Source organism: Amycolatopsis sp. NPDC004169, assembly GCF_040610315.1.
Lineage (GTDB): Bacteria > Actinomycetota > Actinomycetes > Mycobacteriales > Pseudonocardiaceae > Amycolatopsis.
The window spans coordinates 103,892-128,073 of record NZ_JBEXMD010000026.1; the positions used below are offsets into that span (position 1 = coordinate 103,892).

Annotated in this window: 23 protein-coding genes; 6 read left to right on the plus strand and 17 right to left on the minus strand. The window is 73.2% G+C overall.

The features are described 5' to 3' along the window. Positions 1-145: 145 nt before the first annotated feature. Complete coding sequence (locus tag ABZX11_RS30360; RefSeq protein WP_176172676.1) at positions 146-811, minus strand: polysaccharide deacetylase family protein; 666 nt, start codon at positions 809-811, stop codon at positions 146-148. A gap of 2 nt (positions 812-813) precedes the next feature. Next, positions 814-1,479, minus strand: coding sequence for a glycoside hydrolase family 11 protein (locus ABZX11_RS30365; RefSeq protein WP_354919281.1), 666 nt, complete (start codon positions 1,477-1,479; stop codon positions 814-816). A 204-nt stretch (positions 1,480-1,683) separates the two neighbouring features. Between ABZX11_RS30365 and ABZX11_RS30370 the strand changes: the two genes are divergently transcribed. Continuing rightward, positions 1,684-2,004, plus strand: a complete 321-nt coding sequence (locus ABZX11_RS30370) for a hypothetical protein (RefSeq protein WP_176172678.1) — start codon at positions 1,684-1,686, stop codon at positions 2,002-2,004. 41 nt (positions 2,005-2,045) lie between these two features. Here the strand turns inward: ABZX11_RS30370 and ABZX11_RS30375 are convergent, their stop codons facing one another. Beyond that, positions 2,046-4,586, minus strand: coding sequence for an ABC transporter permease (locus tag ABZX11_RS30375; RefSeq protein WP_354919285.1), 2,541 nt, complete (start codon positions 4,584-4,586; stop codon positions 2,046-2,048). Further along, positions 4,580-5,320, minus strand: coding sequence for an ABC transporter ATP-binding protein (locus ABZX11_RS30380; protein WP_354919287.1), 741 nt, complete (start codon positions 5,318-5,320; stop codon positions 4,580-4,582). The genes ABZX11_RS30375 and ABZX11_RS30380 overlap by 7 nt, the downstream gene beginning before the upstream one ends. Positions 5,321-5,438: 118 nt before the next feature. Here ABZX11_RS30380 and ABZX11_RS30385 point away from each other — a divergent pair, with 118 nt between their 5' ends. From ABZX11_RS30385 to ABZX11_RS30395, 3 genes are all read left to right on the plus strand, one after another. Beyond that, a complete protein-coding gene (locus tag ABZX11_RS30385) occupies positions 5,439-6,638 on the plus strand; it encodes a sensor histidine kinase (protein WP_354919290.1) in 1,200 nt (399 codons plus the stop codon). Further along, positions 6,626-7,279, plus strand: coding sequence for a response regulator transcription factor (locus tag ABZX11_RS30390; RefSeq protein ID WP_176172682.1), 654 nt, complete (start codon positions 6,626-6,628; stop codon positions 7,277-7,279). Before ABZX11_RS30385 ends, ABZX11_RS30390 begins: the two co-directional genes overlap by 13 nt. Positions 7,280-7,351: 72 nt before the next feature. Next, the gene (locus tag ABZX11_RS30395) at positions 7,352-7,546 is read left to right on the plus strand and encodes a hypothetical protein (protein ID WP_354919293.1); all 195 of its coding nucleotides are present in this window, start codon (positions 7,352-7,354) and stop codon (positions 7,544-7,546) included. Here ABZX11_RS30395 and ABZX11_RS30400 read toward each other — a convergent pair. The 11 genes from ABZX11_RS30400 to ABZX11_RS30450 all read right to left on the minus strand — a co-directional run bounded on the left by ABZX11_RS30400 (position 7,522) and on the right by ABZX11_RS30450 (position 18,218). Continuing rightward, entirely contained in the window at positions 7,522-8,586 is a 1,065-nt protein-coding gene (locus tag ABZX11_RS30400) for an MFS transporter (RefSeq protein ID WP_354919296.1), read from the minus strand. The genes ABZX11_RS30395 and ABZX11_RS30400 overlap by 25 nt on opposite strands. Before the next feature lie 136 nt (positions 8,587-8,722). Then, positions 8,723-9,085 (minus strand): HPF/RaiA family ribosome-associated protein, encoded by a 363-nt coding sequence (locus ABZX11_RS30405; RefSeq protein WP_354919299.1) that lies wholly within the window; start codon positions 9,083-9,085, stop codon positions 8,723-8,725. A gap of 67 nt (positions 9,086-9,152) precedes the next feature. Further along, positions 9,153-9,719 carry a TetR/AcrR family transcriptional regulator gene (locus tag ABZX11_RS30410; protein ID WP_354919302.1) on the minus strand — a complete coding sequence of 189 codons (567 nt, stop codon included), beginning with the start codon at positions 9,717-9,719 and terminating at the stop codon, positions 9,153-9,155. Between the two features lie 59 nt (positions 9,720-9,778). After that, on the minus strand, positions 9,779-11,092 hold the full coding sequence (locus tag ABZX11_RS30415; protein WP_354919305.1) for an ABC transporter substrate-binding protein: 1,314 nt from the start codon (positions 11,090-11,092) through the stop codon (positions 9,779-9,781). Further along, positions 11,079-12,149: a branched-chain amino acid ABC transporter permease gene (locus ABZX11_RS30420; RefSeq protein WP_176172687.1), complete on the minus strand. Its 1,071-nt coding sequence runs from the start codon at positions 12,147-12,149 to the stop codon at positions 11,079-11,081. Before ABZX11_RS30420 ends, ABZX11_RS30415 begins: the two co-directional genes overlap by 14 nt. Then, positions 12,146-12,997 carry a branched-chain amino acid ABC transporter permease gene (locus ABZX11_RS30425; protein ID WP_176172688.1) on the minus strand — a complete coding sequence of 284 codons (852 nt, stop codon included), beginning with the start codon at positions 12,995-12,997 and terminating at the stop codon, positions 12,146-12,148. The genes ABZX11_RS30420 and ABZX11_RS30425 overlap by 4 nt, the downstream gene beginning before the upstream one ends. Positions 12,998-13,022: 25 nt before the next feature. Further along, on the minus strand, positions 13,023-13,730 hold the full coding sequence (locus ABZX11_RS30430; protein ID WP_176172689.1) for an ABC transporter ATP-binding protein: 708 nt from the start codon (positions 13,728-13,730) through the stop codon (positions 13,023-13,025). After that, positions 13,723-14,529 (minus strand): ABC transporter ATP-binding protein, encoded by an 807-nt coding sequence (locus tag ABZX11_RS30435; protein WP_176172690.1) that lies wholly within the window; start codon positions 14,527-14,529, stop codon positions 13,723-13,725. Before ABZX11_RS30435 ends, ABZX11_RS30430 begins: the two co-directional genes overlap by 8 nt. Before the next feature lie 194 nt (positions 14,530-14,723). Continuing rightward, positions 14,724-15,704, minus strand: coding sequence for an ABC transporter substrate-binding protein (locus ABZX11_RS30440; protein ID WP_176172691.1), 981 nt, complete (start codon positions 15,702-15,704; stop codon positions 14,724-14,726). Between the two features lie 449 nt (positions 15,705-16,153). Then, positions 16,154-17,395: an MFS transporter gene (locus ABZX11_RS30445; protein ID WP_354919310.1), complete on the minus strand. Its 1,242-nt coding sequence runs from the start codon at positions 17,393-17,395 to the stop codon at positions 16,154-16,156. A gap of 190 nt (positions 17,396-17,585) precedes the next feature. Then, positions 17,586-18,218 (minus strand): thioesterase domain-containing protein, encoded by a 633-nt coding sequence (locus ABZX11_RS30450; protein WP_176172693.1) that lies wholly within the window; start codon positions 18,216-18,218, stop codon positions 17,586-17,588. An 85-nt stretch (positions 18,219-18,303) separates the two neighbouring features. On the opposite strand from ABZX11_RS30450, the gene ABZX11_RS30455 reads away from it, so the two are divergent. Next, a complete protein-coding gene (locus ABZX11_RS30455) occupies positions 18,304-21,375 on the plus strand; it encodes a BTAD domain-containing putative transcriptional regulator (protein ID WP_354919312.1) in 3,072 nt (1,023 codons plus the stop codon). A gap of 331 nt (positions 21,376-21,706) precedes the next feature. Beyond that, positions 21,707-22,477 (plus strand): GntR family transcriptional regulator, encoded by a 771-nt coding sequence (locus ABZX11_RS30460; protein WP_176172695.1) that lies wholly within the window; start codon positions 21,707-21,709, stop codon positions 22,475-22,477. A 7-nt stretch (positions 22,478-22,484) separates the two neighbouring features. Here ABZX11_RS30460 and ABZX11_RS30465 read toward each other — a convergent pair whose 3' ends face one another. Together ABZX11_RS30465 and ABZX11_RS30470 are read right to left on the minus strand one after the other, a co-directional pair. Continuing rightward, a complete protein-coding gene (locus tag ABZX11_RS30465; RefSeq protein ID WP_354919315.1) occupies positions 22,485-23,795 on the minus strand; it encodes a hypothetical protein in 1,311 nt (436 codons plus the stop codon). Continuing rightward, the gene (locus ABZX11_RS30470; RefSeq protein WP_176172697.1) at positions 23,792-24,181 is read right to left on the minus strand and encodes a PTS mannose transporter subunit IIAB; all 390 of its coding nucleotides are present in this window, start codon (positions 24,179-24,181) and stop codon (positions 23,792-23,794) included. The genes ABZX11_RS30465 and ABZX11_RS30470 overlap by 4 nt, the downstream gene beginning before the upstream one ends. Between the last annotated feature and the right edge of the window lies 1 nt (position 24,182).

A 24,182-nucleotide genomic window follows, 5' to 3' on the forward strand; every position in this document is an offset into this window, starting at 1 on the left:
CCATCCGGAAACGAAAACCGGGAACGAAGCGCTCGTTTCCGCGCGTTCGCCATGAAGAAGCCACGCCGTGGGGCGGCCCGGCCGCGTCCTTTGTGGAGGATCAGTTGGTGGCGCGGCGGGGTGCAACCGCCGCGCCACCGCACCGTCAGCCCGGGGCGACCGCCCGCCCCGTCTGCGGCGATATCATCCCGGCGCAGAGGCCGCGGCTCGCGAGCGTCTGCGCGATGCGCGGGATGGCGGACAGGGTGTTGGCCGGCCACTCGTGCATCAGGATGACCTGGCCGTTGCCGAGCCGGGCGTTGGCCTGGACGATCGCGTCGACGCTCGCGTTGTTCCAGTCACCCGAGTCGACGTCCCAGATCACCTGGCGGAGCCCGTAGCGGGACGCCACCGACTGGACCGTCGCGTTCGTTTCCCCGTACGGCGGGCGGAACAGCCGGGGCGTGCCGCCCCCGGCGGCCGAAATCGCCTGCTGGGTACGGGAAATCTCCGAATCCACCTGCGCCTGGCCCAGCTGGGTGAGGTGCGGGTGGGTGTAGCTGTGGTTGCCGACCCACATGCCCGCGCTCGTCTGGGCGCGGACCTGCGCCGGGTACGCGGCCGCGTACTGGCCTTCGTTGAACATCGTCGCCCGCAACCCGTTCTGCCGCAACGCGTTCAGGATGGCCGGGGTGTGGGCGTTCGACGGCCCGTCGTCGAAGGTCAGGCCGACGTACCCGTTGCAGGCGGCCGCGTGCGCCGCCGGCGTGACGGCGATGGTGCTCGCCACGGCGAGGGCGGCCGTGGCCAGGAAGGTGCTCCAGCGGCGCATGGTCACCCCACCGTGATGTTCGAGTTGCCGCTGCTCTGGTAGCCCTCGGTCGCCAGGATCATGTAGTAGTTGAAGCTGCCGAGGGGCATGCCCGCGCGGCCCCAGGCGTCGAAGTGGTTGCCGGTGGTGATGCTGCCGCCGGTGCGGCGCTGCTGGCGGACGCTCCAGTACTGGTTGAACGTCTTGTTGCCTTCGACGGACGGCGCGTTGTAGCGGGTCGTCTGGTAGATGTCGTAGGTGCCGCCGTCGCTGGTCACCGTGCCCTTGTACGTCCCGGTCGGGCGCCAGCTGCCCCAGTTGTCGACGATGTAGTACTCGACGAGCGGGTTGGACGTCCAGCCGTAGAGCGCCAGGTAGCTGTTGCCGGAGGGGTTGAAGCTGCCGGAGTAGTTCACCGTCCGCCGGCTGCCGTTGCTCCAGCCCTTGCCGGCGACGAAGTTGTTGACGTTGCTCCAGTTGGTCCGGTAGTTGCCACCGGAAGAGAGCGTCATGGAGACCGAGCCACCGCCGGCGGTCCAGAACGAGTAGTAGTACCCGTTGTCGGTGCCCGTCCGGTTGGACGTGATGACCGTGTCGGCCCATGCGGTCCCGGGCAGGAACGCCGCGATCAGCGCAAGGACGGCGCCGCCGGCGAACACCCTGCTGCGGCCGCGTTTCTTGGTGAGCATGCTTCCTCCTCGTCGAGGCTGGCAGGCAAGCCAGGATGGCAAAAGCATGCGAGCAGGGCCGCTGGCCGGGCAATCACTTTCGGAAAGTTTCGATGTTCCCGCGGCCCGGGATCCCCGTCAACCCCTAGGAATTGAGGGGCATTTCCGCGCCCCGGAAAGCGCTAGCGTCGGTACCGCACTGTTTCACGCACAACGGGGGGTTCCATGAAACGCATTGCGGTGGCGGCCGTGCTCGGCCTGGCCTTGACGGCCGTGCCCGCGGGCACGGCGTCCGCGTCGGCGCAGGTCACCTGCGGCAACTACGCCACGCAGGGCGCGTCCGGCCCGAACGCGCGCGACTACTACTGGGGCAACTGCGGTTCCGCCGCCACGAAGATCGAGGTGTGGGGGCTGGCCTACGGCGGCGGCGTCCGCGCCAAGCAGGGCGAGACGTGCGTGCCCGCGGGCACGGCGGTGCTGATCGGACGGACGACCCAGTACCTGGTCACGTCCTTCGAAGGCGTGGACACCCACACGGCCTGCTGACCCGCGGGCGGGGTGGGCCGGTCCGGCCCACCCCGCTCCCGTCATTCGCGGACGCCGATCGCGTCGATCGGCCGGGCGCGCAGCGCCACCGACGTGGCCACCCCGATCGCCACCATCCCGAGCGCGGCCGCGCCGGCGATGATTCCCAGGTAGACGGACGGCGGGCCGGCCGGGACCGGGTTGCCCCGCAGGCCGAAGTTGAGCAGGGCCAACGGGATCAGCGCCACCAGCGTGCCGAGCACGAGCGCGATCCCGACCGTGGTCACCGCTTCGAGCCGCATCATCCGGGTCACCTGGCGGCGGGTCGTGCCGACCAGCCGCAGCAGGGCGAACTCGCGGCCGCGCTGCGCGGTGGTCAGTACCAGCGTGTTGGCCACCGAAATCGCCAGGTACCCGACGATCACGCCGGCCGCGACCAGGTTGAGGTAGAACTGCGCCTGGCGTTCGCCCCCTTCCGGGGCGGCGAGCACCGAGGCCGGTGCCAGTACCAAACCGGGGTAGGGCAACGCGCTCAGCGCCGAAGCCACCGCGTCCGCGTCGGCGCCGGGCTGCCGCCGGACCAGCACGGAGTCGTCCAAGCGGCCGCCGACGTGCTCACGAGCCAGCGCGACCGGCAGCACGAAGTCGCCGAAGGCCAGGTCGTGCGTGTAGGTGGCGACCAGCCGCAGCTTCGCCGGGACGCCGTCCCCGAAGTAGAACTCCACTTCGTCGCCGAGCTTCTTCTCCAGCCAGTCGGCTTCCGAGCGGCTCAGCGCCACGGTGTCGCCGGTCAGGTCGGCGAGCCGCCCGGCGTCGACGCCCAGCTCGAGGGCGGCCCCGGCACGGTCGCCCGCCAGGCCCTGCGCCGGGGTCCGCTGGACCTCGACGCTGTCGCCCACCGGCGTCGCGGTGATCACGGACGTGCGGACCACCGGCGTCGCCGCCGCGACCCCGGGCACCCGCCCGGCCGCCTCGGCCACCAGGGGCGAGACACCGCCCGGGGCACTCAGCACGTAGTCGGCGGTCGTCGACCGCGCCGACTCCTGCTGGGCGGCCGCGGTCATCGCGGTCGGCCCGTAGAAGGTGGCGAGCGCGAACGCCACGGCCAGCATCAGCGGGGTCACCGCCGCCGCGACCCGCCGGGCGTTGGCGTGCGCGTTCGCCCCGGCGAGGTAGCCGCTGATCCGCCAGACCCTCCCCAGCACCGGGACCAGAACCCGCACCACCAGCCCGGTCACCTGCGGCCCGACCACGGCCAGCCCGATGACGACGACCAGGGTGGCCATGGTCGAGATCGCGGCGGCGATGTCCCCGTGCAGGAAGAGCGGGACGAACGCGCCGCCGACGCCGGCCAGCACCAGGCCCCAGCCGGTGAGCAGCCGGACCCGGCCGAGCTCACGGCGTTCCACCGCGGCCTCGCCCAGCGCCTCCACGGGCCGGATCGACGACGGCCGCCGCGACGCCGCCCAGGCCGCCAGCCGGGCCGCGCCCAGGCCGAGCAGGACCGCGGCCAGCAGCGGGAGCGGACTGATCGCCAGCCCGAAGTCGGCCGGGATCACACCGATCGCGGCGAACGCGTCCCGCAGGCCACCGGCGACCGCCAGGCCCAGCCCGCTGCCCAGCAGGCCGGCGACCAGCGCGATCAGCGTCGTCTCGGTGCCGATGAGCTTGCGGATCTGCCGCGGGGTGGCCGCGACCGCGCGCAGCAGCGCGAACTCCCGGCGGCGCTGGTTGATGGTCAGCGCCAGCGTGCTCGCCACCACGAACACCGCGACGAGCAGCGCGAACCCGCCGAACGAGCCGGCGATGGCCAGCAACAGCGTCCGGGTCTGGCTGACGTCGAGGAACTCGATGCTGCTGCGCTCGACGCCGGTGGTGACCTCGGCGCCGCCGGCGACGGCCCGCACCCGCTCGGCTAGCGTCTCGGCCGCCACCCCCGGGTCGGCGAGGACGCCGATCGCGTGCACCTGGCCGGGCCGCCCGGCCAGCTCGGCGGCCCGGTCCGGGGCGAAGAACACCGCCGCCTGCCGCGCGGTGCCGTCGACGACCCCGCTCACCTTGAAGGTCGCCGGTCCCGACCGGGTGGTGATCCGCACCTGGCCGCCGATGCCGACGTCGGCCCGGCGCGCCAAGTCGGCGTCCAGCACGACCTCGTCGGCGGTCTTGGGCGCGTCCCCGCCGCGCAGGGTGAACGGCGCCAGCACGGCGGCGTCCCAGTTGTGCCCCAGTGACTCCCGGTCGGCGAGCACCCGCCCGTCCCGGGCGACGACCTGCGCCGGGAAGCTCTGCTCGGCGATCGCCGCGCGCACGCCGGGCACCGCGGCGATCCGCCCGGCCAGCGCGGCCGGGACCGGCGGCTGCTCGCCGACCTGCTCGCCCGAGAGGATGTCGGCGCCGGGCGGGCGCACGGTCTGCGCCCCGCCGACGACGACGGCCGCGGCGGCGTAGCGCTGGGTCGGGACGCCGGCCCGCAGGCCGGATTCCATGAGGATCCCGCAGGCGGCGACCAGTGCGGTGCCGCACAGGATGGCGATGAAGGCGCCGGCGAACCCGCCGAGCCGGGTCCGGATCGTCTGCCACGCGATGGCCAGCACGCTCACCACTCCCCGAGGTGCGTCATCCGCTCCGCCACCCGCTCGGGGGTGGGGTGCGGGAGGTGGCCGGCCAGCTTGCCGTCGGCCAGGAAGAGGACGCCGTGCGCGGCGGAGGCCGCGACCGGGTCGTGGGTCACCATCAGCACGGTCTGGCCCATCTGCTCGACGATCGCGCGGAGCAGGTCCAGCACCTGCCGCCCGGTGCGGGTGTCGAGGGCGCCGGTCGGCTCGTCGGCCAGCACCACCTCGGGCCGGGTGACGAGCGCCCGCGCGATCGCCACGCGCTGCTGCTGCCCGCCGGACAGCTCCGCCGGGCGGTGTTCCAGCCGCTTGGCGATGCCGACGCCTTCGACGATCTCCCGCAGCCACTGCGCGTCCGGCTTGCGGCCGGCCAGCCGCAGCGGGAGCGTGATGTTCTGCAGCACGTTCAGCGACGGCAGCAGGTTGTAGGCCTGGAAGACGAACCCGATCCGGGTCCGCCGCAGCTCCGTCAGCTCGCGTTCCTTCAGCCTGCCGATCTCGGCGCCGCCGAGCAGCACCCGCCCCGACGTCGGCCGGTCCAGGCCGGCCGCGCAGTGCAGGAAGGTGCTCTTGCCGGAGCCGGACGGCCCCATCACGGCGGTGAACGTCCCCCGTGCCACCCCGGCCGACACCCCGTCGAGCGCGGTGACCGCGCCGTCGCCGGCGCCGTACACCTTCCGCACCCCGCTCAGTTCCAGCGCATACGCTGTGCTCATTGCCATCCCCTTCGTTGTCTCACAACGAAAACTAGGTCGCCGGGGGCGGCGGATCGATCCCGTGGGGAGGTGGATCGGGGGTAGCGCCAGCGCTACCCCGGTGGTGGGGTGGGACACTGGCGCGGTGACGACCCGCTTGCGCGAGTGCTGGTCGGCGGTTCGTTTCCTCGTGGTCGGCGCCGGCACTTCGCTGCTGTCGATGTTCGCCCTGACCGGGCTGTTCGCCGTGGTCCTGCTGTGCCCGTTCGGGATCGGGATCCCGTCGCTGGCCCCGATGATCCGGCTGGCCCGGAGGCCGGTGGGCGTCGACCGCCGCCGCGCCGCACGCCGGCTCGGCGAACCGATCCCCGAGCCCTACCGGGACGGCCACCCGCTGAAGGACCCGGCCACCCGCCGCGACCTCGCGTGGCTCGCCGCCCACGCGGCGACCGGCCTGGTCATCGGCGCGCTCGCGTTCGGCCTGCCGATCGGCGCCGTCCAGCAGGTCATCACCGTCCTCATTTGGCCGCTGGTGCCCGGCGGGATCGAAGGCTCGCTCGGGATCGTGGTGGATTCCTGGCCGCGGGCCGCACTCGACCTGCTCGTGGCCGTCGCCATGGGCGTGGCGACGCTGCAGCTGCCGCGCGTGGCCCGCTGGCAGGCCCGCACCGCGCGGAAGCTGCTCGCGCCCGCTCCCGGCGTCGTGCTGGCGGACCGGGTCGCCGAGCTGACCGCGACCCGGGCGGCGGCGCTGGAGGCGCACGGCGCCGAGCTGCGGCGGATCGAGCGTGACCTGCACGACGGCACGCAGGCGCGGATCGCGGCGGTCGTGCTGCAGCTGGGCATCGCGGACCAGCTCTACGACCGCGACCCGGAAACGGCTCGCGACCTGCTGGTCAAGGCCCAGGACACGGCGACCGACGCGCTGGCCGAGCTGCGCACGGTCGTCCGCAGCATCCACCCGCCGCTGCTGAGCGAACGCGGGCTGGCCGGGGCGGTCCGCGCGCTCGCCGAGCGCAGCCCGGTGCCGGTCGCCGTCGACGTCGAGTACGAGGCGGGCCGCCCGGCCGCGGTGGAGGCGGCCGCGTACTTCGTCGTCGCCGAGGCGCTGGCGAACGTCACCAAGCACGCCGATGCGTCCCAGGTGGACATCACCCTCGGCGGCACGGCTTCGGTGGTGCGCCTGGAGATCCGCGACGACGGCCGCGGCGGCGCCGACGAGTCCGGTGGCAGCGGGCTGGCCGGCATCCGCCGCCGGGCGGAAGCCTTCGACGGGACCCTCACCCTGACCAGCCCACCCGGTGGGCCGACCGTGCTGAGAGTGGAGCTGCCATGCGGGTCGTGATCGCCGAGGACGACGCGTTGCTGCGCGAAGGCCTCTCCCTGCTGCTGAAAACGGCGGGCATCGAGGTGGCGGCGGCGGTCGACAACGCCGAGGACTTCCTGGCGTTCATCGAGGGCGAGCGGCCGGACGCGGTGGTGATGGACGTCCGCATGCCCCCGACCCACCGCGACGAGGGCCTGCGCGCGGCCGTCCGCGCCCGCGAGATCCACCCGGCGCTGCCGGTGCTGGTGCTCTCGGCGCACGTGGAGACGAGCTACGCGGTGGAACTGCTCGCCGACGGCGTCGGCGGCGTGGGGTACCTGCTGAAGGAACGCGTCGGCAAGGTGGAGCGGTTCCTGGACGCGCTCCAGCGGGTCGCCAAGGGCGGCACGGCGATGGACCCGGAGGTGATCGGCCAGCTGATGGCCCGCCGCCGGTCGGACCCCCTGGAGTCGCTGACGGCCCGCGAGCGCGAAGTGCTGGGGCTGATGGCCGAGGGCTACAACAACAGCACGATCGCCGAGCTCCTGGTGGTCAGCGACGGCGCGGTGCTCAAGCACATCCGCAACATCTTCGCGAAGCTGGGCTTGCCGTCCGACGAAGGAGCGGGGCACCGCCGCGTGCTGGCGGTGCTGGCCTACCTCGGCCGCGATGCGGGGTAGCGCAGGCGCTACCCCGCATCCGGGTGCGCGCGGCATTACGGCTTTCCGCGGGGCGCCTTAGCCGTTCAGGACATGAACGACGACAAGGTTTCCACGCGTACCGCAAGCCCGATCCTGCTCTGGCTGGTCCTGGTGATCAGCGGAGCCGTCAACGCGGCCGGTCCCCTGCTGGGGCTGGGGTGGCCGGTCCGGATGGTCGCCGGGGTCATCGCCATCGGGGCGATCGCCGGCCTGGTCGTCCACTACGTCCGGCGCAGGCAGGCGTAGGTCACCAGCGCCGCCGCGACCAACCCCGCGGCCGGCCAGAACGGGTTCGCGACCGCCCCGGCGATCACCGGCCCCGCTGTCGCCCCGACGTTGAGCGCGGCGGTCGCGTAGGACCCCTTCATCGTCGGCGCGTCCTCCGCCAGGTGCAGGATCCGCGCGATGACCGTGCCCCCGACGGCGAACGACAACGCGCCTTGGGTGCAGGCCAGCGTCACCAGCACCGCCGGGACGTGTGCGCACAACGCCGCCGCGAGCCACCCGGCGAGCAGCAGCGGACCGCCGACCGCCACCACCCGGCCGGGCCACCGGTCGGCCAGGCGGCCGGCCGCGGTGATCCCGGCCAAGCACCCCGCACCGAACGCGCCGAGCACCACCGGCACCGGGGCGACGCCCGCGGCCACCGTGGCCAGGAACGTGAAGACGCCGAAGGTCGCCGCGTTGACCAGCGCGGCGACCGCGAGCACGCCGGCCACCGGCCGCAGGACCGCGAGTTCGGCCCGCAAGCCGGCCGGCCGGGTGCCCGCCGCGGTGTCGGGGATCCACCAGAGCGCGGCGAACGCGGGCAGACACAGCAGGGCGACGGCCCAGAACGCCGGCCGCCACCCGAGCAACGACCCACCCGGGACGCCGGCCACGCAGGCCACGGTCGAGCCACCCAGCAGGACGGCGAGCGCCCGGCCGGCCGGGCCGAAAGCGGTCGCGGCCGTCAACGCGACCGCGAGGAACCCGGCGTTGGCGACGGCGGCCACCAGCCGCGTCCCGACCAGGACACCGAACGACGTCGTGAGGCCGCCGACGACGTGCATCGCGACGAAGACGACGAGGAAGCACAGCAGCGCGGTCCGCCGCCGCCAGGACCGCGCCAGCGCGGCCATCACCGGCGCTCCGGCGACCATCCCGGCGGCGAAAGCGGAAGTCAGGTACCCCGCCTGCGCCGCCGAGACGTCGAAGGCCGCGGCGATCCCGGGCACCAGCCCGGCGAGCATGAATTCGGACGTGCCCATGGCGAACACGGCCAGGGCGAGGAGGAACAACGGCACGGAAGCTCCAGGAGAACACGAGATCGACAGGACGATTTCGTGGTCACCCGGCAACCCGGGAACGGGGGGTTATCGGGCCGCCGGGAAGACCGGCAGCCCGGTCCTGGACGCTTCGGGGCTCGACACGGTGCCGAGACTAGCCGATCTCCGGCTCTTCCGGCGCGGGCATGTGCCGGATGCTGTCACTGCCCTTGTGGTCGTGGGCGCGGTCGTACCGGGTCTCCAGCGCCCGCACCAGCTTGTGCGTCGCCCCGGTGTACGCATCGTCCACAGTGGCCGCGTGGTGGGTCACCGCCACCGGCTGCTTGCCGCCGGGCCGGGCCTCGATCACGCACTTCTTGTCTTCCGGCCCGGCGCCGCCGTCTTCGCCGAGGTGCACCTCCACCCGGGTCAACCAGCCGCCGAACCGGGACAGGCTCTCCTCCAGGCCGGTGGTCACGTGGGCGGCCAGCCGTTCGCCGCCGTGGACGTTGTGGTCGGTGTTGACCTGGATCTGCACGAGCACCCTCCCGTGTGGACAGCGGTTGATGCCGGTCAGTACCACGACCGCCGCCGCGTCAAACGGGTCAGGGTCGCAGGCTCCGCAGCATCAGGTCCGCGAAGTGCTTCCCCACCTGCTCCCCCGACAGCTCACCGTCGGCGTGGTACCACATCCCCAGCCGGTGGATCGCGCCGAAGTGGTAGTTGATCACCAGGTCGGCCGGGACGTCGGCGCGGAAGACGCCGGTCCGCTGCCCTTCGGCGACCAGGTCGCGCACCCGCTCGTGGTAGGTCCGCCGCTCCGCGCGGACCTGGACCTGCTTGGACTTCTCCAGCAGCGGGAACGACTGGAAGAACACCGTCGCCGCGTCGAGGTCGGCGATGCTGGTGACCACGACGTCGGCGATGATCGCGTGCAGCCGCTCGGCCAGCGGGAGATCCGACTCGGCGATCGTCACCATCCGCCGCGTCTGCATCCGCAGCATCGCCGCGTAGATCTCGAAGAGCAGGTCGTCCTTGGACTCGAAGTAGTGGTACAGCCCGCCCTTGGTGACGCCGGCCTCCTCGACGATCTCCCGGACCGTCGTCGCCTCGAAGCCCTTCTCGGCGAACAGCCGCACCGCCGCCCGCACGACGTTGTCCCTGACACTCATGCCGCCACCCTATGTGAGCGGACGGGCCGGCCCGCGGCGCCCACGAGCCGGCCCGGTCGTCACTTGCTCACCAGGTTCACCTGCTCCGGAGTGGCGCGCTCACCGGAGTACGGCGTGATCGCGCCGGTGCCACGGTCGGTGACCGCCGGTGGCTGGATCACCGTCGTCGTGGTGTCCGGGTTGATCTTGAACACGTACGCGCCCGTGTAGCCGGCGTGCGAGTCCTTCGAGAACCCGAACGGCGTCAGCCCGGGCCCCTTGAGCGCGCCGGAGCTCATCGCGTCGACGACCTTCTGCCGCGTCGGGTCCGGGCCGGCCGCCTTGAGCGCCTGGCCGAACGTGTACGCCTGCACCATGCCGAACAGCACGGTGTTGGTGAACGGCTCCTTCGCGATGTACTTGTCGTGGATGCCCTTGAAGTAGGCGACCCACGGGTCGGCGATCTGGGCGACGTCCGGCAGGTAGCCGGTGCCGATCAGGCCGGCCAGCAGCTGCCCGCTCGAGACGCTGGCGCCACCGCGCTTGGCGAAGTCCTGCAGCAGCCCGGACAGCGTCGCCGGGTCGGCGCCGATGCTGCTGACCACGAACTGCGGTTTGTACCCGATCTTCGCCGCGGCCAGGATGGACAGTGCGGTGAACGCCGGGATGCACGCGCAGACGACGACCTCGGCGCCGGCCGCCTTGAGCGCGGACAGCTGCGGCGTCACGTCGGTGTTGGCGCTGTCGTAACCCTGCCGGACGACGACCTGGTCCTTGACGAACCGGTCGAGCCCGGCCTGGGTGTCGCGGCCGACGTCGTCGTTCTGCGTGAAGTAGCCGATCTTCTTGCCCGCGAAGGTGTCCTTGACGTACTGGCCCTGGATCTTGCCCTCGCGCGTGTAGTCCACCTGGTACCCGAAGGTCATCGGGTCCTTCTGCGGGTTGTCCCAGGCGAGCGCGCCCGAGGACACCAGCAGGTCCGGCACGCCTTCGGAGTTGAGGTAGTCGACCACCTTCGAGTGCGTCGGCGTCCCGAGCCCGCCGACGATCGCGAACACCTTGTCCTGCAGCACCAGTTTCTTCACGACTTCGACGGTCTTCGTCGGGTTGTAGCCGTCGTCCTCGACCTTGTACTCGATCTTCCGGCCGTTGATCCCGCCGCCGTCGTTGATCGCCTGGTACACCGCGCGGGCACCGACGGAGATCTTGCTGTACCCGGGCGCGGCCGGGCCGGTGAGCGGCTGGTGGGTGCCGATGACGACGGTGTCCTTGGTGACGCCGACCGCCGAATCGGCGGCCTGCTGCCCGCCCCCGTCGCTCTCCCCCGCGCCGCCGCACGCGGTCAATGCCAGGGCGAGGGCGAGGAACCCCGCGCCGTACCTAGTGGTTCTCATGGTTCTCCTTTTTCTCGGCGGGCTTGCGGAGAAGAGCGCGGAGCCGGTGGAAACCGCCCTGGATGCCGCGCGGGAAGGCGAGCACGACGACGATGAGGATCACGCCGTACACCGCGAGCGGGAGGTTGTTGGCCACGTCGGTGTTCAGGTGCAGGACGTCGGCGAGGTCCTCGGACCAGGCCTGGAAGTACACGAGCGCGACCGCGCCCCACAGCGCGCCCCACAGGGACCCGAGCCCGCCCAGCACCACCGCGGCCAGCAGGCTCAGCGACAGCGCGGGGGTGAACGAGCCGGGTGCGGCGGTGCCGAGCAGGAACGCCTGCAGGCCACCGGCGAGCCCGCCGCACACCGCGCTGACCAGGAAGGCGAGGATCTTCGTCCGCCCGACGGCGATCCCGCTCAGCGCGGCGGCGACCTCGTCGTCGCGGACCGCGCGGAAGTCCCGCCCGAGCCGGCCGCGGACGATGTTCGCCACCAGCACCAGCGCGACGAGCACGCTGAGCCAGACGATCCAGGTCTGCCAGCGCAGTTCCGGGACGCCGATCCCGGCCGGTCTGCTGTGGACGGTGAAGCTCAACCCGTTGCTGCCGCCCAGGAAGTCGGGGAACTTCCGGGTCAGCGCGGGCAGGCCGACGGCCAAGGCGAGGGTTGCCCCGGCGAGGTACGGGCCGCGCAGCCGGGCCGCCGCCGCGCCGGCCAGCAGCCCGGCGAGCCCGCCGGCGGCCGAGGCCAGCAGCAGGTCGGCCCACAGCGGGAACGACGGCACCCGCCGCACCAGCAGCGCCACCGTGTAGGCGCCGATGAACATGAACGCGCCGTGCCCGAGGGAAACCTGGCCGGTGAGCCCGGTCAGCAGGGTCAGCCCGGCCACCGCGATCAGGTAGTAGCCGATGGTCGCGAGGCGGAGGTTGGTGAACTCGTCGGTGACCAGGGTCAGCAGCACGACCACCGCGAACGCGCCCAGCGCGGCCAGCGCGTGGACGAGCAGCGGCGGCAGCGAGCGGCGCTGCTTCACCGGCGTGGCCGTGGCTTCCGCCGGTTTCGTGCGCACGGTCATACCCGCCTCACCTTGGCCCGGCCGAACAGCCCGCTGGGCCGCAGGGTCAGCACGACCACCAGGATGGCCAGCGCGGCGATCGTCACCATCTCCGGTCCGAAGTATCCGGACACATAGGACAGTCCGACGCCGAGGACGAACCCGCCGGCGATGGTGCCCAACGGGTTGTCGAGGCCGCCGAGCACCGCCGCGGTGAGCGCGTAGACGAAGACGCCGTCCAGCACGTTCGGGAAGAGGAACGGCGGGGTGGCCAGCAACCCGGCGAGCGAGCCGACGGCCGCGGCCAATCCCCAGCCGGCGGTGAGCATCAGCCCGACCCGCACCCCGAGCGTCCGCGCCACTTCCGGCGCGAACGCGGCCGCGCGCATCCGCAGACCCAGTGGCGTGTACTTGAACACCACCAGCACCAGCGCGGCGATGGCGAGCACCACCAGGACCACGAACAGGTCGTTGGCGGAGAACCGGCCGCGGAAGTCGAAGGCGTAGGGGAACGCCAGCGGCTCGTTGGACCAGATCATGCCCGCGACCGCCTGCAGCACGAGCAGAAGTCCGAGCGTGACGATGATCGAGCTCAGCTCGGAGCGGTGCCGCAGCGGCCGGATGAGCAGCCGTTCGGTGGCGACGCCCAGCACGGTCCCGGCGACGATGGCGACGGCGAACCCGAGCCAGTAGCTGCCGGTCGCCTTCGTCACCGAGTACGCGAGGTAGGTGGAGATGAGGGCGAGGGCGGGTTGCGCGAAGTTCACCACCCGGGTGGCCCGGTAGATGATGACCAGGGCGAGCCCGAGCGCCGCGTACACCGCGCCGGCCGAGATCCCGCCGAGGGTCAGGTCGAAGAAGTCCTGCATGCCGGACCGTTCACCTCCGTGTCGTTCAGAAACCCAGGTAGGCGTGGCGAAGGCCGTCGTCGGCCAGCAGCTCCGCGGCGGTGTCGACGGCCACGACCCGGCCGAGCGCGAGGACGTACCCGCGGTCGGCGATGGACAGCGCGGAGTGCGCGTTCTGCTCGACGAGCACGACGGTGAGGCCGGTGGCGGCCCGCAGGTCACGCAGGATGCCCATGATCCGCGCGGTGATCAGCGGCGCGAGCCCGAGCGACGGTTCGTCGAGCAGCAGCAGCGACGGACGGCTCATCAGCGCGCGGCCGATGGCCAGCATCTGCCGTTCGCCGCCGGAGAGCGTCGACGCGGGTTTCGCCGCACGTTCCTCCAGAGCCGGGAACAGCTCGTACATTTCCGCGCGCGCGGCGGCCCGGTCGGCCCGGTCACGCCGCCACAGCGCGCCCAGCCGGAGGTTTTCGTCGACGGTCAGTTCGGTGATGACGCCGCCGCCTTCGGGCACGTGCGCGACGCCGCCGCGCGCGATCCGGTCGGGCGCCAGCCCGGTGAGTTCCCGGCCGTCCCAGGCGATCCGGCCGCCGCGGGCGGGGTGCAGGCCGCTGATGGTGCGCAGCAGGGTGGTCTTCCCGGCGCCGTTCGCCCCGAGCACGGCGGTGATCCCGCCGCGTTCGACGGTGATGCCGACGCCGTCGAGCGCGCGGACGGCGCCGTAGGAGACGGAGAGCTCTTCGATCTCAAGCACCGGTCGCCTCCTCGGCGGGGTCGCCGAGGTAGGCCTCGGTCACGCGGGGGTCGGCCTGGATCTGCGCCGGCGGCCCGGCCGCGATCACCTCGCCGAAGTTGAGCACCACCACCCGGTCGCAGACCTGCATCACCAGGTCCATGTGGTGCTCCACCAGCACGACCGCCATGTGCCGGCGCAGCGAGAGGATCAGCGTCGACAGCTCCACCAGTTCGGCGGCCGACAGCCCGCTCGCCGGTTCGTCGAGCAGCAGCAGGTCCGGTTCGGCCACCAGGGCACGCGCGAGCGCCACGCGTTTGCGCACGCCGTACGGCAGCACGCCCGGCAACCGGCCGGCGAGGTCGGCGATGCCGAGCTCGCCGAGGGTTTCGCGGGCCCGCGCGGCCAGCCCGGCTTCGTCGCGCGCCGAACGGCCGGCGCCGGCGAGGGCCGGGAGCACGCCGGTCCGGGCGTGCCGGCCCGCGCCTGCCATGACGTTTTCGAGGACGGTCAGCCCCGGGAAGAGCCCGAGGCCCTGCAGCGTCCGGACGATCCCGAGCCGGGCGAGGTGCTCGGGGCGGTGCCTGCCGAGCGGCCGCCCGCGCCACCGCACCTGGCCCGACTGGGGCCGGACGAAGCCGCAGACGACGTTGAACAGCGTCGTCTTGCCCGCGCCGTTGGGCCCGATCACCCCGACGACGGTGCCGGCGGCGACGCCCAGGTGGACGTCGTGCAGGGCGGTGAGGCCGCCGAAGCGCACGGTGAGGCCGTCGACCACGAGCAGGTCTTCGCCGGGCAATGCCTCACCAAGAAGCGTCATCGATGACTCTCCCGTCCCACCATGTGGACCTCGTCGTACCGCGCGGTCGGTATGAAGAGGGTGGGGTGCGGCGGCGGCGAAGTCAAGACCGGACCGAACGGGACTTTCTGCCCGACTCGCACGCAAAAGGGGACGCTTCTCGCCGCGAGGGCGAGGAGCGTCCCCTTCAGCTCACCTGGTGAGCGGCGCCGGGCTCAGCCGTTGCCGGTCTGGGGCGCGATCATCGAGGAGGCGTCGATCCGCGTCTGGACCACGCCCAGCTGCTGCAGCAGGTCCGGCACCCGCTGGATGCGGCGCGCGTCGAGGTTGGACCCGAAGGCGGGCATCACCATCAGGCTGGCGATGTCCTGGTCCACCTTGGCGTTGCGGACGACGAGCGGCTCGATCCGGGACCGGTCGACCGCGGCGCGGGTGGCGTTGAGCATGGCGCGCTGGAAGGCCCGCATCGTCTTCGGGTGGTCCTGGACCCACTTGGCGGTGGCGCCGTAGCCGGTGAGGGGGAAGCCCTGGGTGCTGCCGCTGGCGGCGTCGATGACCGGGTACGCGCCGACCATCCGGGCGGCCTGGGTCAGGAACGGTTCCGGCTGGTAGGCGGCGTCCACCCGGCCCTGCGCCAGCGCGGTGCCCATCTCCCCCAGCGACATCGGGACCCACTGCACCTTGCCGGGGTCGACGCCGTGGTCGCGCATCACCGACCGGGTCAGCACGTCCGACGCGGCGTTCTTCGAGCTGATGGCGATCCGCTTGCCCTGCAGGTCGTTGACCGTCTTGACCGGCGAGTTCGGCACGGTGACGACCTCGTTGCTCTGCGGGCTGGCCGACGTCCCGTCGGTGACCAGCTTGATGTCCGCGGCGCCGCTGCTCTTGGCCAGGAAGAACAGGGTGTAGGTGGACAGCGCGATGTCGTCCTGGCCGCCGGTCATCCGGCTCAGCGTCTCCTGGCCGCTGGTGCCGACGTCGGTCTGCACCTCGAGGCCTTCGGCCTTGAAGTACCCGCCTTCCTGGGCCAGCCACAGCGGCGCGAGGTCGACGGTGGTCAGGATCGCGACCCGGATCGACGGCTTTTCGACGGCACCGGCATCGGAGGGGCTCTTGAGCTGGCTGCACCCGGTCAGCAGGACGGTGAAGACCAGGGCGAGCACGGCGAGCCGGCGGGTCGAGGCGCGATGAAGCATGCCACTCCTCGGAGAAGATTACGGAGATCACGGAATACGGCTCGTTCGGCCGTGATCAGCCGGACTGTAGATGACGATTTCCCGGGCCGCAAACACGTTGCCGAGAAATACATCCCGTCAGGTTCACGCGAAAGAGTGACAACGGGGCGGACAGGTAAGCCACTGACAGGATGCCGGGTCACGCGGGAAAGAAACCGACGTCTGTCGTGCAGGTTTCGTGATCTTGCCACCGCTGGTGGGAGCCTCGGATTGCGCTGATCGTCGTAACGCCGGACGGTGGCGATGCGACTGCTCGGCGTAACCGCCGGCACTGGCCGACCGAACCCCGCCGACGACGCGAGAAAGCGTTCGAAAAAAGGGGGAGAATCCGGCACGCGCCCAAGGTGAGAAATTGATTCAGGTGGGGAATTCGTGGACACCGGAACTGTTTTTCGCGGATCGGCCGGTGCTCATCGGCTGTCCGCAGCGGGAGTGGCGAAGCGGCGCAGGCCGGGCGTGGCCGCACCGACCACCGCCACCGCCAGCACGCACAGCACGCCGCCGCTGAGCAACGCGAACGTCCCGGACGTCGCGCCCGCGACGAGCCCGCCGCGCAGGTTGCCGAGGTCCGGGCCCGCCTGGCCGACGATCTGCTCGGCGGCGGAAACCCGGCCGAGCAGGGCGTCCGGGGTGGCCAGCTGGACGAGCGCGCCCCGCGAGACGACCGAGACCGTGTCGGCCGCGCCCGCCAGGACCAGGCAGGCCAGCCCGAGCCACGGGTCCGGGACCAGCCCGAACCCGGTCAGCGCCAGTCCCCACCCGGCGGAGCCCGCGAGCATCACCCGCCCCGGCCGCGGCAGCCGCGTGAAGGCCCCGGAGAAGACGGACGCGACAACCCCGCCGACCGCGACGGCCGAGAGGAACAGGCCGAGGGTGCGCGAATCGCCGTCGAAGCGTTCGGCGTTGACGAGCGGGAACAGGCTGACCGGCATGGAGAGCACGGTGGCGGCGAGATCGGTGAGCAGCGCCCCGCGCACGACGGGCGTCCGGGCGAGGAAGGCGAGCCCGTCGAGCACCCCGCGCACCCCGGGCCGCGACGGCTCACCGCCGGGCCGCATCGGCGGGAGGCCGAAGAGGCCGTGGAAGGCGAGGCAGAAGGTGAGCGCGTCGACGAGGTAGCAGCCGCCGACGCCGGCCCAGCCGAGGACGAGCCCGCCGAGCGCGGGGCCGAGCAACATCGCGCCCTGGAAGGCGATCCGCCCCAGAGCGAGCCCGGCGGGCAGCTGGCCGGGCGGCAGCAGCCGCGGAACGAAGGTCCGCGCGGCGGGCCCACCACAAGCGACGAAGCACGATTGGACGGCAACGAGCCCGAGCACCGCGACGACCGGCACGTCACCGAGAAACCCCTGCACGGCGAGGAGGACCGAGCAGACGGCCTGCCCGGTGGTGGCGACGATGGCGATTTTCCGGCGATCGACCCGGTCCACGACGGAGCCGGCGAACAACCCGAGAAGGACGAGGGGAAGCGCTTGAGCCAGCCCGACGGCCCCGGTCCAGGTGGTGCTCCGGGTCTGCTCCCAAACCTGGAACATCACGGCGACGAGGGTCATCTGGCTGCCGAAGCCGGAGAAGACCCGGCCCAGCCAGAGCCGGCGGAAGGCGGGTGAGGTGCGGAGCGGGGTGAGGTCGACGAGCGCGCGGGTCAGGGGCATGGCCGGATCACGGGCAAATTGTAACAGCGCTTATGCAATTGGGGAGAGCTTACCGCTCGCCGCCGCGAAGGCTCCGCGGCCGCCGGCCGGGCGGTCACAGCCTCACCAGCGCCGCAGCCCAGTCCCCATCCTGAGATTCACTGCCCCCGCCCGACCGGCAGTCACCCGCGCTGGTCTAAGCCCTCGGGCGCTACGCCCCGGTCAGCTTCGGCGCCGTCGCCCGCCCCGCCGTCCCCTGGCCCGCCATCGCCGAAATCAGGTGCGCCGACCTCAGCACCGCATCCCGCAGCAGGGCCGCGCTGTCCTGGGCCCGCGCCGGCGTCAGCACGAACCCCGCGCTGGTGTGCTCGCCCCAGCCCGTCATCACGTGCGGCTCACCGAACCCCCGCACCGGGCACGGCAGCGGCGGCGCCACCGGCAGGTGCGCATCGCTCGCCAGGAGGCTCACGTCGGCGCGGCCCGCCTGCTCCGGCACCCGCGCGGCACGGGACGGTGGCGCCTGGTGCGCCACGACGAGTGCCCGCGGGACCCCCAGTCCCGCGGCCACCCGGCGCTGGGCCAGCCGGTAGGCGACCAGGGCACCGAGCCCCGCGCCGAACAGCACGTGCGGGCTCTCGAGCGGCCCCGCCAGTTCCCCGGCCAGGGCCTCGACCAGCAGCCACATGTCCCGGTAGGGATGCTCGTCCCGGCGTTCGCCCCGCCCGGGCAGCTCCACGACCTGCACCGCGATCCGCGGATCGCGCCAGGCGCGGTAGCGGCCGGCGGCTTCCCCGGCGTCCGGGAAGCAGACGAACAACAGACGCTGGACGTCGTCACGGTCCACCCGTGGCCTCCCTTCCGACCTGCCCGGAGATAGGGTCGGCCACGGCACTTCCGTTTCGCTTCGGTCCGTCTTCCGGGGGTATCTCGTGCGCTACCGCCTGCTGGGACCGGTCACGATCCACGGCGACACGGGACCGATCCGCCCCGGCGGCCAGAAGCAGACCTCCGTGCTGGCCGCGCTGCTGCTGAACGCGAACCGCGTCGTCACCGAGGACAGGCTCATCGACCTGACCTGGGGCGAGAACGCGCCGCCGAGCGTGCGCGGGCGGCTGCAGGTGCACATCTCCGAACTGCGGAAGCTGCTCGGGCGGGACGTCATCGTGCGGCGGGCGCCCGGCTACCTCATCGAGGTCGCGCCCGGCGACCGCGACCTCGACGTCTTCGACGAGGAGGTCGCCAAGGCCAGGGCCACCTCCGGGGCGGCGGCCGCCGCGCACCTGCGGGCCGCGCTGGCGCTGTGGGAAGGCACCCCGCTCGGCGGGGTGAGCGAATCGCTGGCCGAGTACGAGGGCCCGGCGCTGGCCGAACGCCGGCTCGTCGCCCTGGAGGAGCTCTACGAGCAGGAACTCGTCGCGGGACGGCACGGCGAGGTCGTCGGCGAACTGCGGCGGCTCGTCGACGAACACCCGTTCCGGGAGCGGCTGCGGGCCGCGCTGATGCTCGCGCTGCACCGCTGCGGCCGCAGCCCGGAAGCCCTCGAGACCTACACGCGCGCGCACGAACTGCTCGTCGAGGAACTGGGCATCGAGCCCGGCCAGGCCCTGCAGGACCTGCGGATGCGGATCCTGCGCGGCGAGGGCGAGCCCGCCCCGCCCGCCGCCGCGCCGCGGCCCGCCGAGCTGCCGCTGGACGTCCGCGGGTTCGCCGGCCGGGCGCCGGAGCTGGCCGCGCTCGACCAGCCCGGGGACGTCTGGGTGATCACCGGCACCGCCGGCGTCGGGAAGACCGCGCTGGCCGTGCACTGGGCCCACACCGCGCGGACGCGCTACCCCGACGGCCAGCTGTACGTGAACCTGCGCGGCTTCGACGCCGACGACGAGCCGCTCACCCCCGCCGCCGCGCTCGCGCAGCTGCTGCGGACCCTCGGCGTCGACCTGCGGGACGTGCCGCCCGGGGTCGACGACCAGAGCAAGCTCTACCGGTCGCTGCTGGCCGACCGGCAGGCGCTGGTGGTGCTGGACAACGCCCGGGACACCGCGCAGGTGCTGCCGCTGCTGCCTTCGTCGGGGCGGGTGCTGGTGACCAGCAGGCACCGGCTCGACGAGCTCGTCGCCCGCGTCGGCGCGCGGTCGCTGGGCCTGACGCAGCTGCGCGAGGCCGACTCTCGGGCGCTGCTGACCGCGCTGCTCGGCGACCGGACCGCCGCCGAGCCGGACGCGGCCGACGAGCTGGCCCGGCTCTGCGGCCACCACCCGCTGGCCCTGCGGATCGCCGCCGCGAACACCGGCGTGGCCAGCATCGGCGAGCTGGTCGACGAGCTGCGCGGTGACCCGCTGGCGCACCTGGGCTTCGACGGGGAAAGCGCCGTCGCCAACGCGTTTTCGGTGTCCTACCAGGCGCTGACGCCCGAGCTGCGTCAGGCGTTCCGGCTGCTCGCGCTGGTGCCGGGGCCCGACTTCACGGCGATCGCCGCGGCGGCCCTGCTGGAGGTGCCCGCCGAGGAGGCGACCCGGCGGCTGCGCGGGCTGATCGCCGCGAACCTCCTGGAGGCGCACGCGCCCCGGCGCTACCGCTTCCACGACCTGGCCCGCCGGTACGCCGAGCGGTGCGTCCGCGCGGAGGAGGACGAGCCCGCGCGTGAGGCGGCGTGGGAGCGGCTGTTCACCGGCTACTGCGCGGCCGCGGACGCGGCGGTCGCGCTGCTCGGCGCGCGGATCGTGGCGCTGCCCCGCGAGGACGCACCCTCGGCGCCGAGCCCGGTGGCCTTCGCGGACGCCGCCTCGGCGGTGGCCTGGCTCGACGTCGAGGTCCCGAACCTCTCGGCGGCCCTGCGGCAGGCGGCGGCGCGCGGGCCGTACCCGGGCGCCTGGTACCTCGCCGACGCGTTGCGCCGGTTCTTCCACGACCACGGGCGGCGCGCGGAGTGGCTCGAGCTGGCGCCGATCGTGCTGCGCGCGGCGCAGGACCACGGCGCCCGGCCCGCCGAAGCGCTGGTCCAGCTGTCCATCGGCGGGGCGTACTTCCGCGAGGGGCAGCACGAAGCGGGCATCCGCCACACGGAGAAGGCGGTGCTGGCCAGCCGGGCGTGCGGCTGGCGGCAGTGCGAGGCCACGGCGGTGGCGAACCTCGGCGCGATGCTGGAGTGGACCGGGCGGCTGTCGGAGGCGGTGGAGCACAGCCGGCGGGCGATCCAGCTGTTCCGCGAGCTGGGCAACCGGTCGGGTGAGGCGCTGGCGCTGAACTCGCTGAGCTGCCACTACCGGCAGCTGGGCCGGCTCGAGCAGGCGGAGGACTGCCTGGTCGAGGCGATCGCGCTGGCCCGCAAGGAGGACCTGGCCTTCTGGGAGGCGGCCAACCTCGCCGACCTCGGCTGGGTCCTGCTGGCCACCGGACGGCTCGCGGAGTCCGGCGAGGTCCTGGACCAGGCACTGGGCGCGTTCCGCGACCTGAAGTCCAGCTTCGGCGAGGCAACGGCGTTGAACGTGGTGAGCGCACTGCAGATCGCCCGCGGCGACCACGCGGCGGCGGCAGTGACGGCGGAGGCGGCACTGGAGTGCGTCCGCCGCGACGGCGACCGCCAGGTGGAGGTGGCGGCGCTGATCGCACTGGGCCGAGCGGAGGAAAGCCGCGGCGACCTGCGCGCGGCGGAGAAGGTGCTGAGGGCGGCCCGGGCGCTGACGGAGGAGTCGGGCTTGCGAGGCCAGCAGGCCGAGGCGGCGGCCACGTTGGCCCGAGTCCTGGCGGCGGACGGCCGCCCGGACGAAGCGGGCGAACACGCCCGGACGGCGCTGGACGCGGCCCGGGCGGGCGGGTTCCGCCTGGTGGAGGCGGAGGCACTGCTGGGACTGGCGGCGGTCCAGGAGGCGGCGGGCCGGTCGATCCTGGCCGGCGGGACGGCCCGGGAGGCCCAGGCGCTGTACCGCGCGGTGGGGCACGCGACGGGGGAAGCCCTCGCGGGTGAGTTTTTGACCCGCCTCGGCGACCGGGCAAAGGGCTGAGCCGCGCCGGATCAACTTCTCCGGCCACGCCGACGGATTCGTGCGGCCACAGCCGGGCGGCGGCGCTCGAAGCCCGCAACCGGCTCGCCGGGTCTGCGCCCGAACGGCCCCGCCCCGCGAGCTCCGACCGGTCCCCTGGCCGGAAGGACCACCGGCCGAGCAGGCTCGCGGCAGCGGAAGAGAGCCGCAATCGAGCGATCCACCCGCCGCACCCCGCCCACCTCAGCCCGCGGAAAAGCCGCCTTACCGACACTTTGCCCAGCCGCCTCCAGCCCTCGGGTGACCCGCTCCGGGTGTTACCCCGCCGGGCGGGGCGCGACATACTGAAGGCATGCCCCGTCCGAAACACGTCGCCGCGAGCGATCTGCGTCTGCCGGACGCGCTGCAGCCGGGGCGGCCGAAAGGCGATCAGCTTCGGGAAATCCTCGAAAGCGCCGCCGCGGAGGCCGGGCCCGGGCGGCTGATGCCGTCCGAACGGTTCCTCGCCGAGCACTTCCAGGTCGCCAGGGGCACCGTGCGGCAGGAGATCAACCGCCTGGTCGCCGACGGCGTCCTGTACCGCCAGCACGGCACCGCCACCTTCACCGCCGAACGGCAGGCCGCGCACATCGACATGCTGACCTCGTTCACCGAAGACATGCAGGCCCGCGGGGTCGTCCCGAAGACGAAGGTGCTGCACGCCGAGGTCGAGAGCGCCGGCCCCCGCATCGCCGGGCGGCTGAACGTGCCGCCCGGCGCGCGGGTGTTCCGGCTGGAACGCCTCCGCTACGTCGAAGACGAGCCGTTCGCCGTCGAGCGCACCAACCTCTCCGTCGACCGGTTCCCCGACATCGAGCTGTTCGACTGGGAGACCCAGTCACTGCACCGCACGATCGAGGAGCGCTGGGGCGTGCGCCCCGAGTGGAACGACACGGCGATCTCCGCGGTCCTGCCCAACAGCCACGACGCCGCCCTGCTCGGCATCGAGGCCACCCAGCCGTGCCTGATCATCGAGGGCACGCTGCACGACCAGAGCGGCGGCGTGATCGAAGCGGGCCGCTCGCTCTACCGGGCGGACCGCTACACCGTCTTCACGCAGGCGCGCCGCAGCCCGGCCACCTGAACACCCCCTAGCGGCGGCCGGCCTGGTGCGCCCGCAGCACCTTGAGGCAGTGCTCCACCAGCTCGTCCCCCGCCTCCGGCCGGAACAGCGTCACGTACGACTCGTAGATCCCCTCGCGGTGACCGTCCGCGTCCGGGAGGTAGCCGAGGTACCCGTCCGTGTAGCCGATCACCCGGGTGTGGCGGAACGGGCTGCCGCGCCGGATTCGCAGGCCGAGGGACGCGAACAGCTCGAACGGCGTGTGCAGCCAGGCGATCTCCCCCAGCGACACCACGCTCACCGGCACCTCCGCGCAGCCCGTCGGCCGCCCGCCCGCCGCCATCGTCGACAGCATCGCGCAGCCCTCGTAGCGGGTCTGGGCGATGCGGACCGCCGGGTGGTCCTCGCCGTGGTGGGCCAGCTCGCGCTGCCACTCCGCCTCCGCCTCCTGCCGCAGCGCCAAGCTGTCCTCCAGCGACGGGATGTCGCGGTAGGGCAGGTGCAACGTCGAGCGGGTCAGCCGGATCGGGCCTGCCGTCGCGGGCGGGGCCGACACCGCCGCCAGCGCCTGGGCGATCGACGCCGCCAGGTGGCCGCCGAGCGTGCGGACCTCGGCGTGGTCGCGGCCGCGGCGGACGAACCGGGAGCTCGCGTCGCCCGCCGCACCCTGCAGGAACGCCGCGACCGGCTGGCCGACCAGCGTGGCCAGCTCGCGGCGGGCCGCGCCCGGCCAGTCCGCCGACCAGGACAGGTTGTCCGGGCCGAGCACCGTGGGGTGGCTGGCGTAGTCGAACAGCAGCGCGGCCGGCGTGCCGTCGTCGCGACGCAGTTCGAGCACGCCGAAGGACGTGTCGTGCGGCCCGTCGGGCCGGTAGCGGTTGCCGCCGACGGCCTCGGTCGAGCCCGCGTGCCAGCGGGCCCGGACGCGGCCGCGGCAGGCCCGCAGCCGCAGCGCGGCCCCGGTGACCTTCTCCGCCATCCGGCCGACCAGCCCGGCGTCGCGCTGCCCCGGCAGCCCGGGGTGCAGCGGGCCGGTCCAGCCCTCGGGCCCGGAATGCGTGTGCGACGCGCAGACCAGCACCCGGTCCGGGTCGATGTCCACCGCCGCGGCGACCGCGTCGGTCAGGGTGCGGGTCAGGCCGGCGTCGACGGCGAGTGCGTCCAGCGCCACCCACACCACGCCGGGGTCGTCCTCGGTGGACAGCCAGATCAGCGACGCCTCGAGGTCGTCGTGCGTGCCGGTCGCGACACCGTGCCGGGCCAGGTAGCCGCCGAGCGGGTGCCCGGGCCCCGGCGTGATCCGGACGTCTTGCGCGGCGAGCAGGAGCGCGGCGGTCACCAGGTCGATTCCAGGACGTCGACGACGCCGTCGCGGCCGGCCGCGCGGGCCACCCCCGCGAGCTCGGTGACGTCGTCGGTCGTGTGCAGCAGGACCTCCAGCAGCATCGGCAGGTTCAGGCCCGAGACCAGCTGCAGGCGCGCGTGCCCGGCGGCGAGCGTGCGGACGGCGTTGAACGGCGAACCGCCGTGCAGGTCGGCCAGCACCAGCACGCCGGGGGCGTCGCCGGCCAGCGCGAGCACGCGGGCGCCGAACTCCTCCGGGCTGTCGCGCGGGCTCAGCTCGCAGACCTTCAGCCGCGACTGCGGGCCGAGGATCATTTCCGCGGCTTCCCCGACGCCGGAGGGCAGCCGGCCGTGGCCGGCGAGGATGATCGGAACGGACATG

Coding starts and splice junctions, on each gene's coding strand:
- ABZX11_RS30360 (WP_176172676.1), bottom strand. CDS start 811: ATGCGCCGCTGGAGCACCTTCCTGGCCACGGCCGCCCTCGCCGTGGCG.
- ABZX11_RS30365 (WP_354919281.1), bottom strand. CDS start 1,479: ATGCTCACCAAGAAACGCGGCCGCAGCAGGGTGTTCGCCGGCGGCGCC.
- ABZX11_RS30370 (WP_176172678.1), top strand. CDS start 1,684: ATGAAACGCATTGCGGTGGCGGCCGTGCTCGGCCTGGCCTTGACGGCC.
- ABZX11_RS30380 (WP_354919287.1), bottom strand. CDS start 5,320: ATGGCAATGAGCACAGCGTATGCGCTGGAACTGAGCGGGGTGCGGAAG.
- ABZX11_RS30390 (WP_176172682.1), top strand. CDS start 6,626: ATGCGGGTCGTGATCGCCGAGGACGACGCGTTGCTGCGCGAAGGCCTC.
- ABZX11_RS30395 (WP_354919293.1), top strand. CDS start 7,352: ATGAACGACGACAAGGTTTCCACGCGTACCGCAAGCCCGATCCTGCTC.
- ABZX11_RS30410 (WP_354919302.1), bottom strand. CDS start 9,719: ATGAGTGTCAGGGACAACGTCGTGCGGGCGGCGGTGCGGCTGTTCGCC.
- ABZX11_RS30415 (WP_354919305.1), bottom strand. CDS start 11,092: ATGAGAACCACTAGGTACGGCGCGGGGTTCCTCGCCCTCGCCCTGGCA.
- ABZX11_RS30420 (WP_176172687.1), bottom strand. CDS start 12,149: ATGACCGTGCGCACGAAACCGGCGGAAGCCACGGCCACGCCGGTGAAG.
- ABZX11_RS30425 (WP_176172688.1), bottom strand. CDS start 12,997: ATGCAGGACTTCTTCGACCTGACCCTCGGCGGGATCTCGGCCGGCGCG.
- ABZX11_RS30435 (WP_176172690.1), bottom strand. CDS start 14,529: ATGACGCTTCTTGGTGAGGCATTGCCCGGCGAAGACCTGCTCGTGGTC.
- ABZX11_RS30440 (WP_176172691.1), bottom strand. CDS start 15,704: ATGCTTCATCGCGCCTCGACCCGCCGGCTCGCCGTGCTCGCCCTGGTC.
- ABZX11_RS30445 (WP_354919310.1), bottom strand. CDS start 17,395: ATGCCCCTGACCCGCGCGCTCGTCGACCTCACCCCGCTCCGCACCTCA.
- ABZX11_RS30460 (WP_176172695.1), top strand. CDS start 21,707: ATGCCCCGTCCGAAACACGTCGCCGCGAGCGATCTGCGTCTGCCGGAC.
- ABZX11_RS30470 (WP_176172697.1), bottom strand. CDS start 24,181: ATGTCCGTTCCGATCATCCTCGCCGGCCACGGCCGGCTGCCCTCCGGC.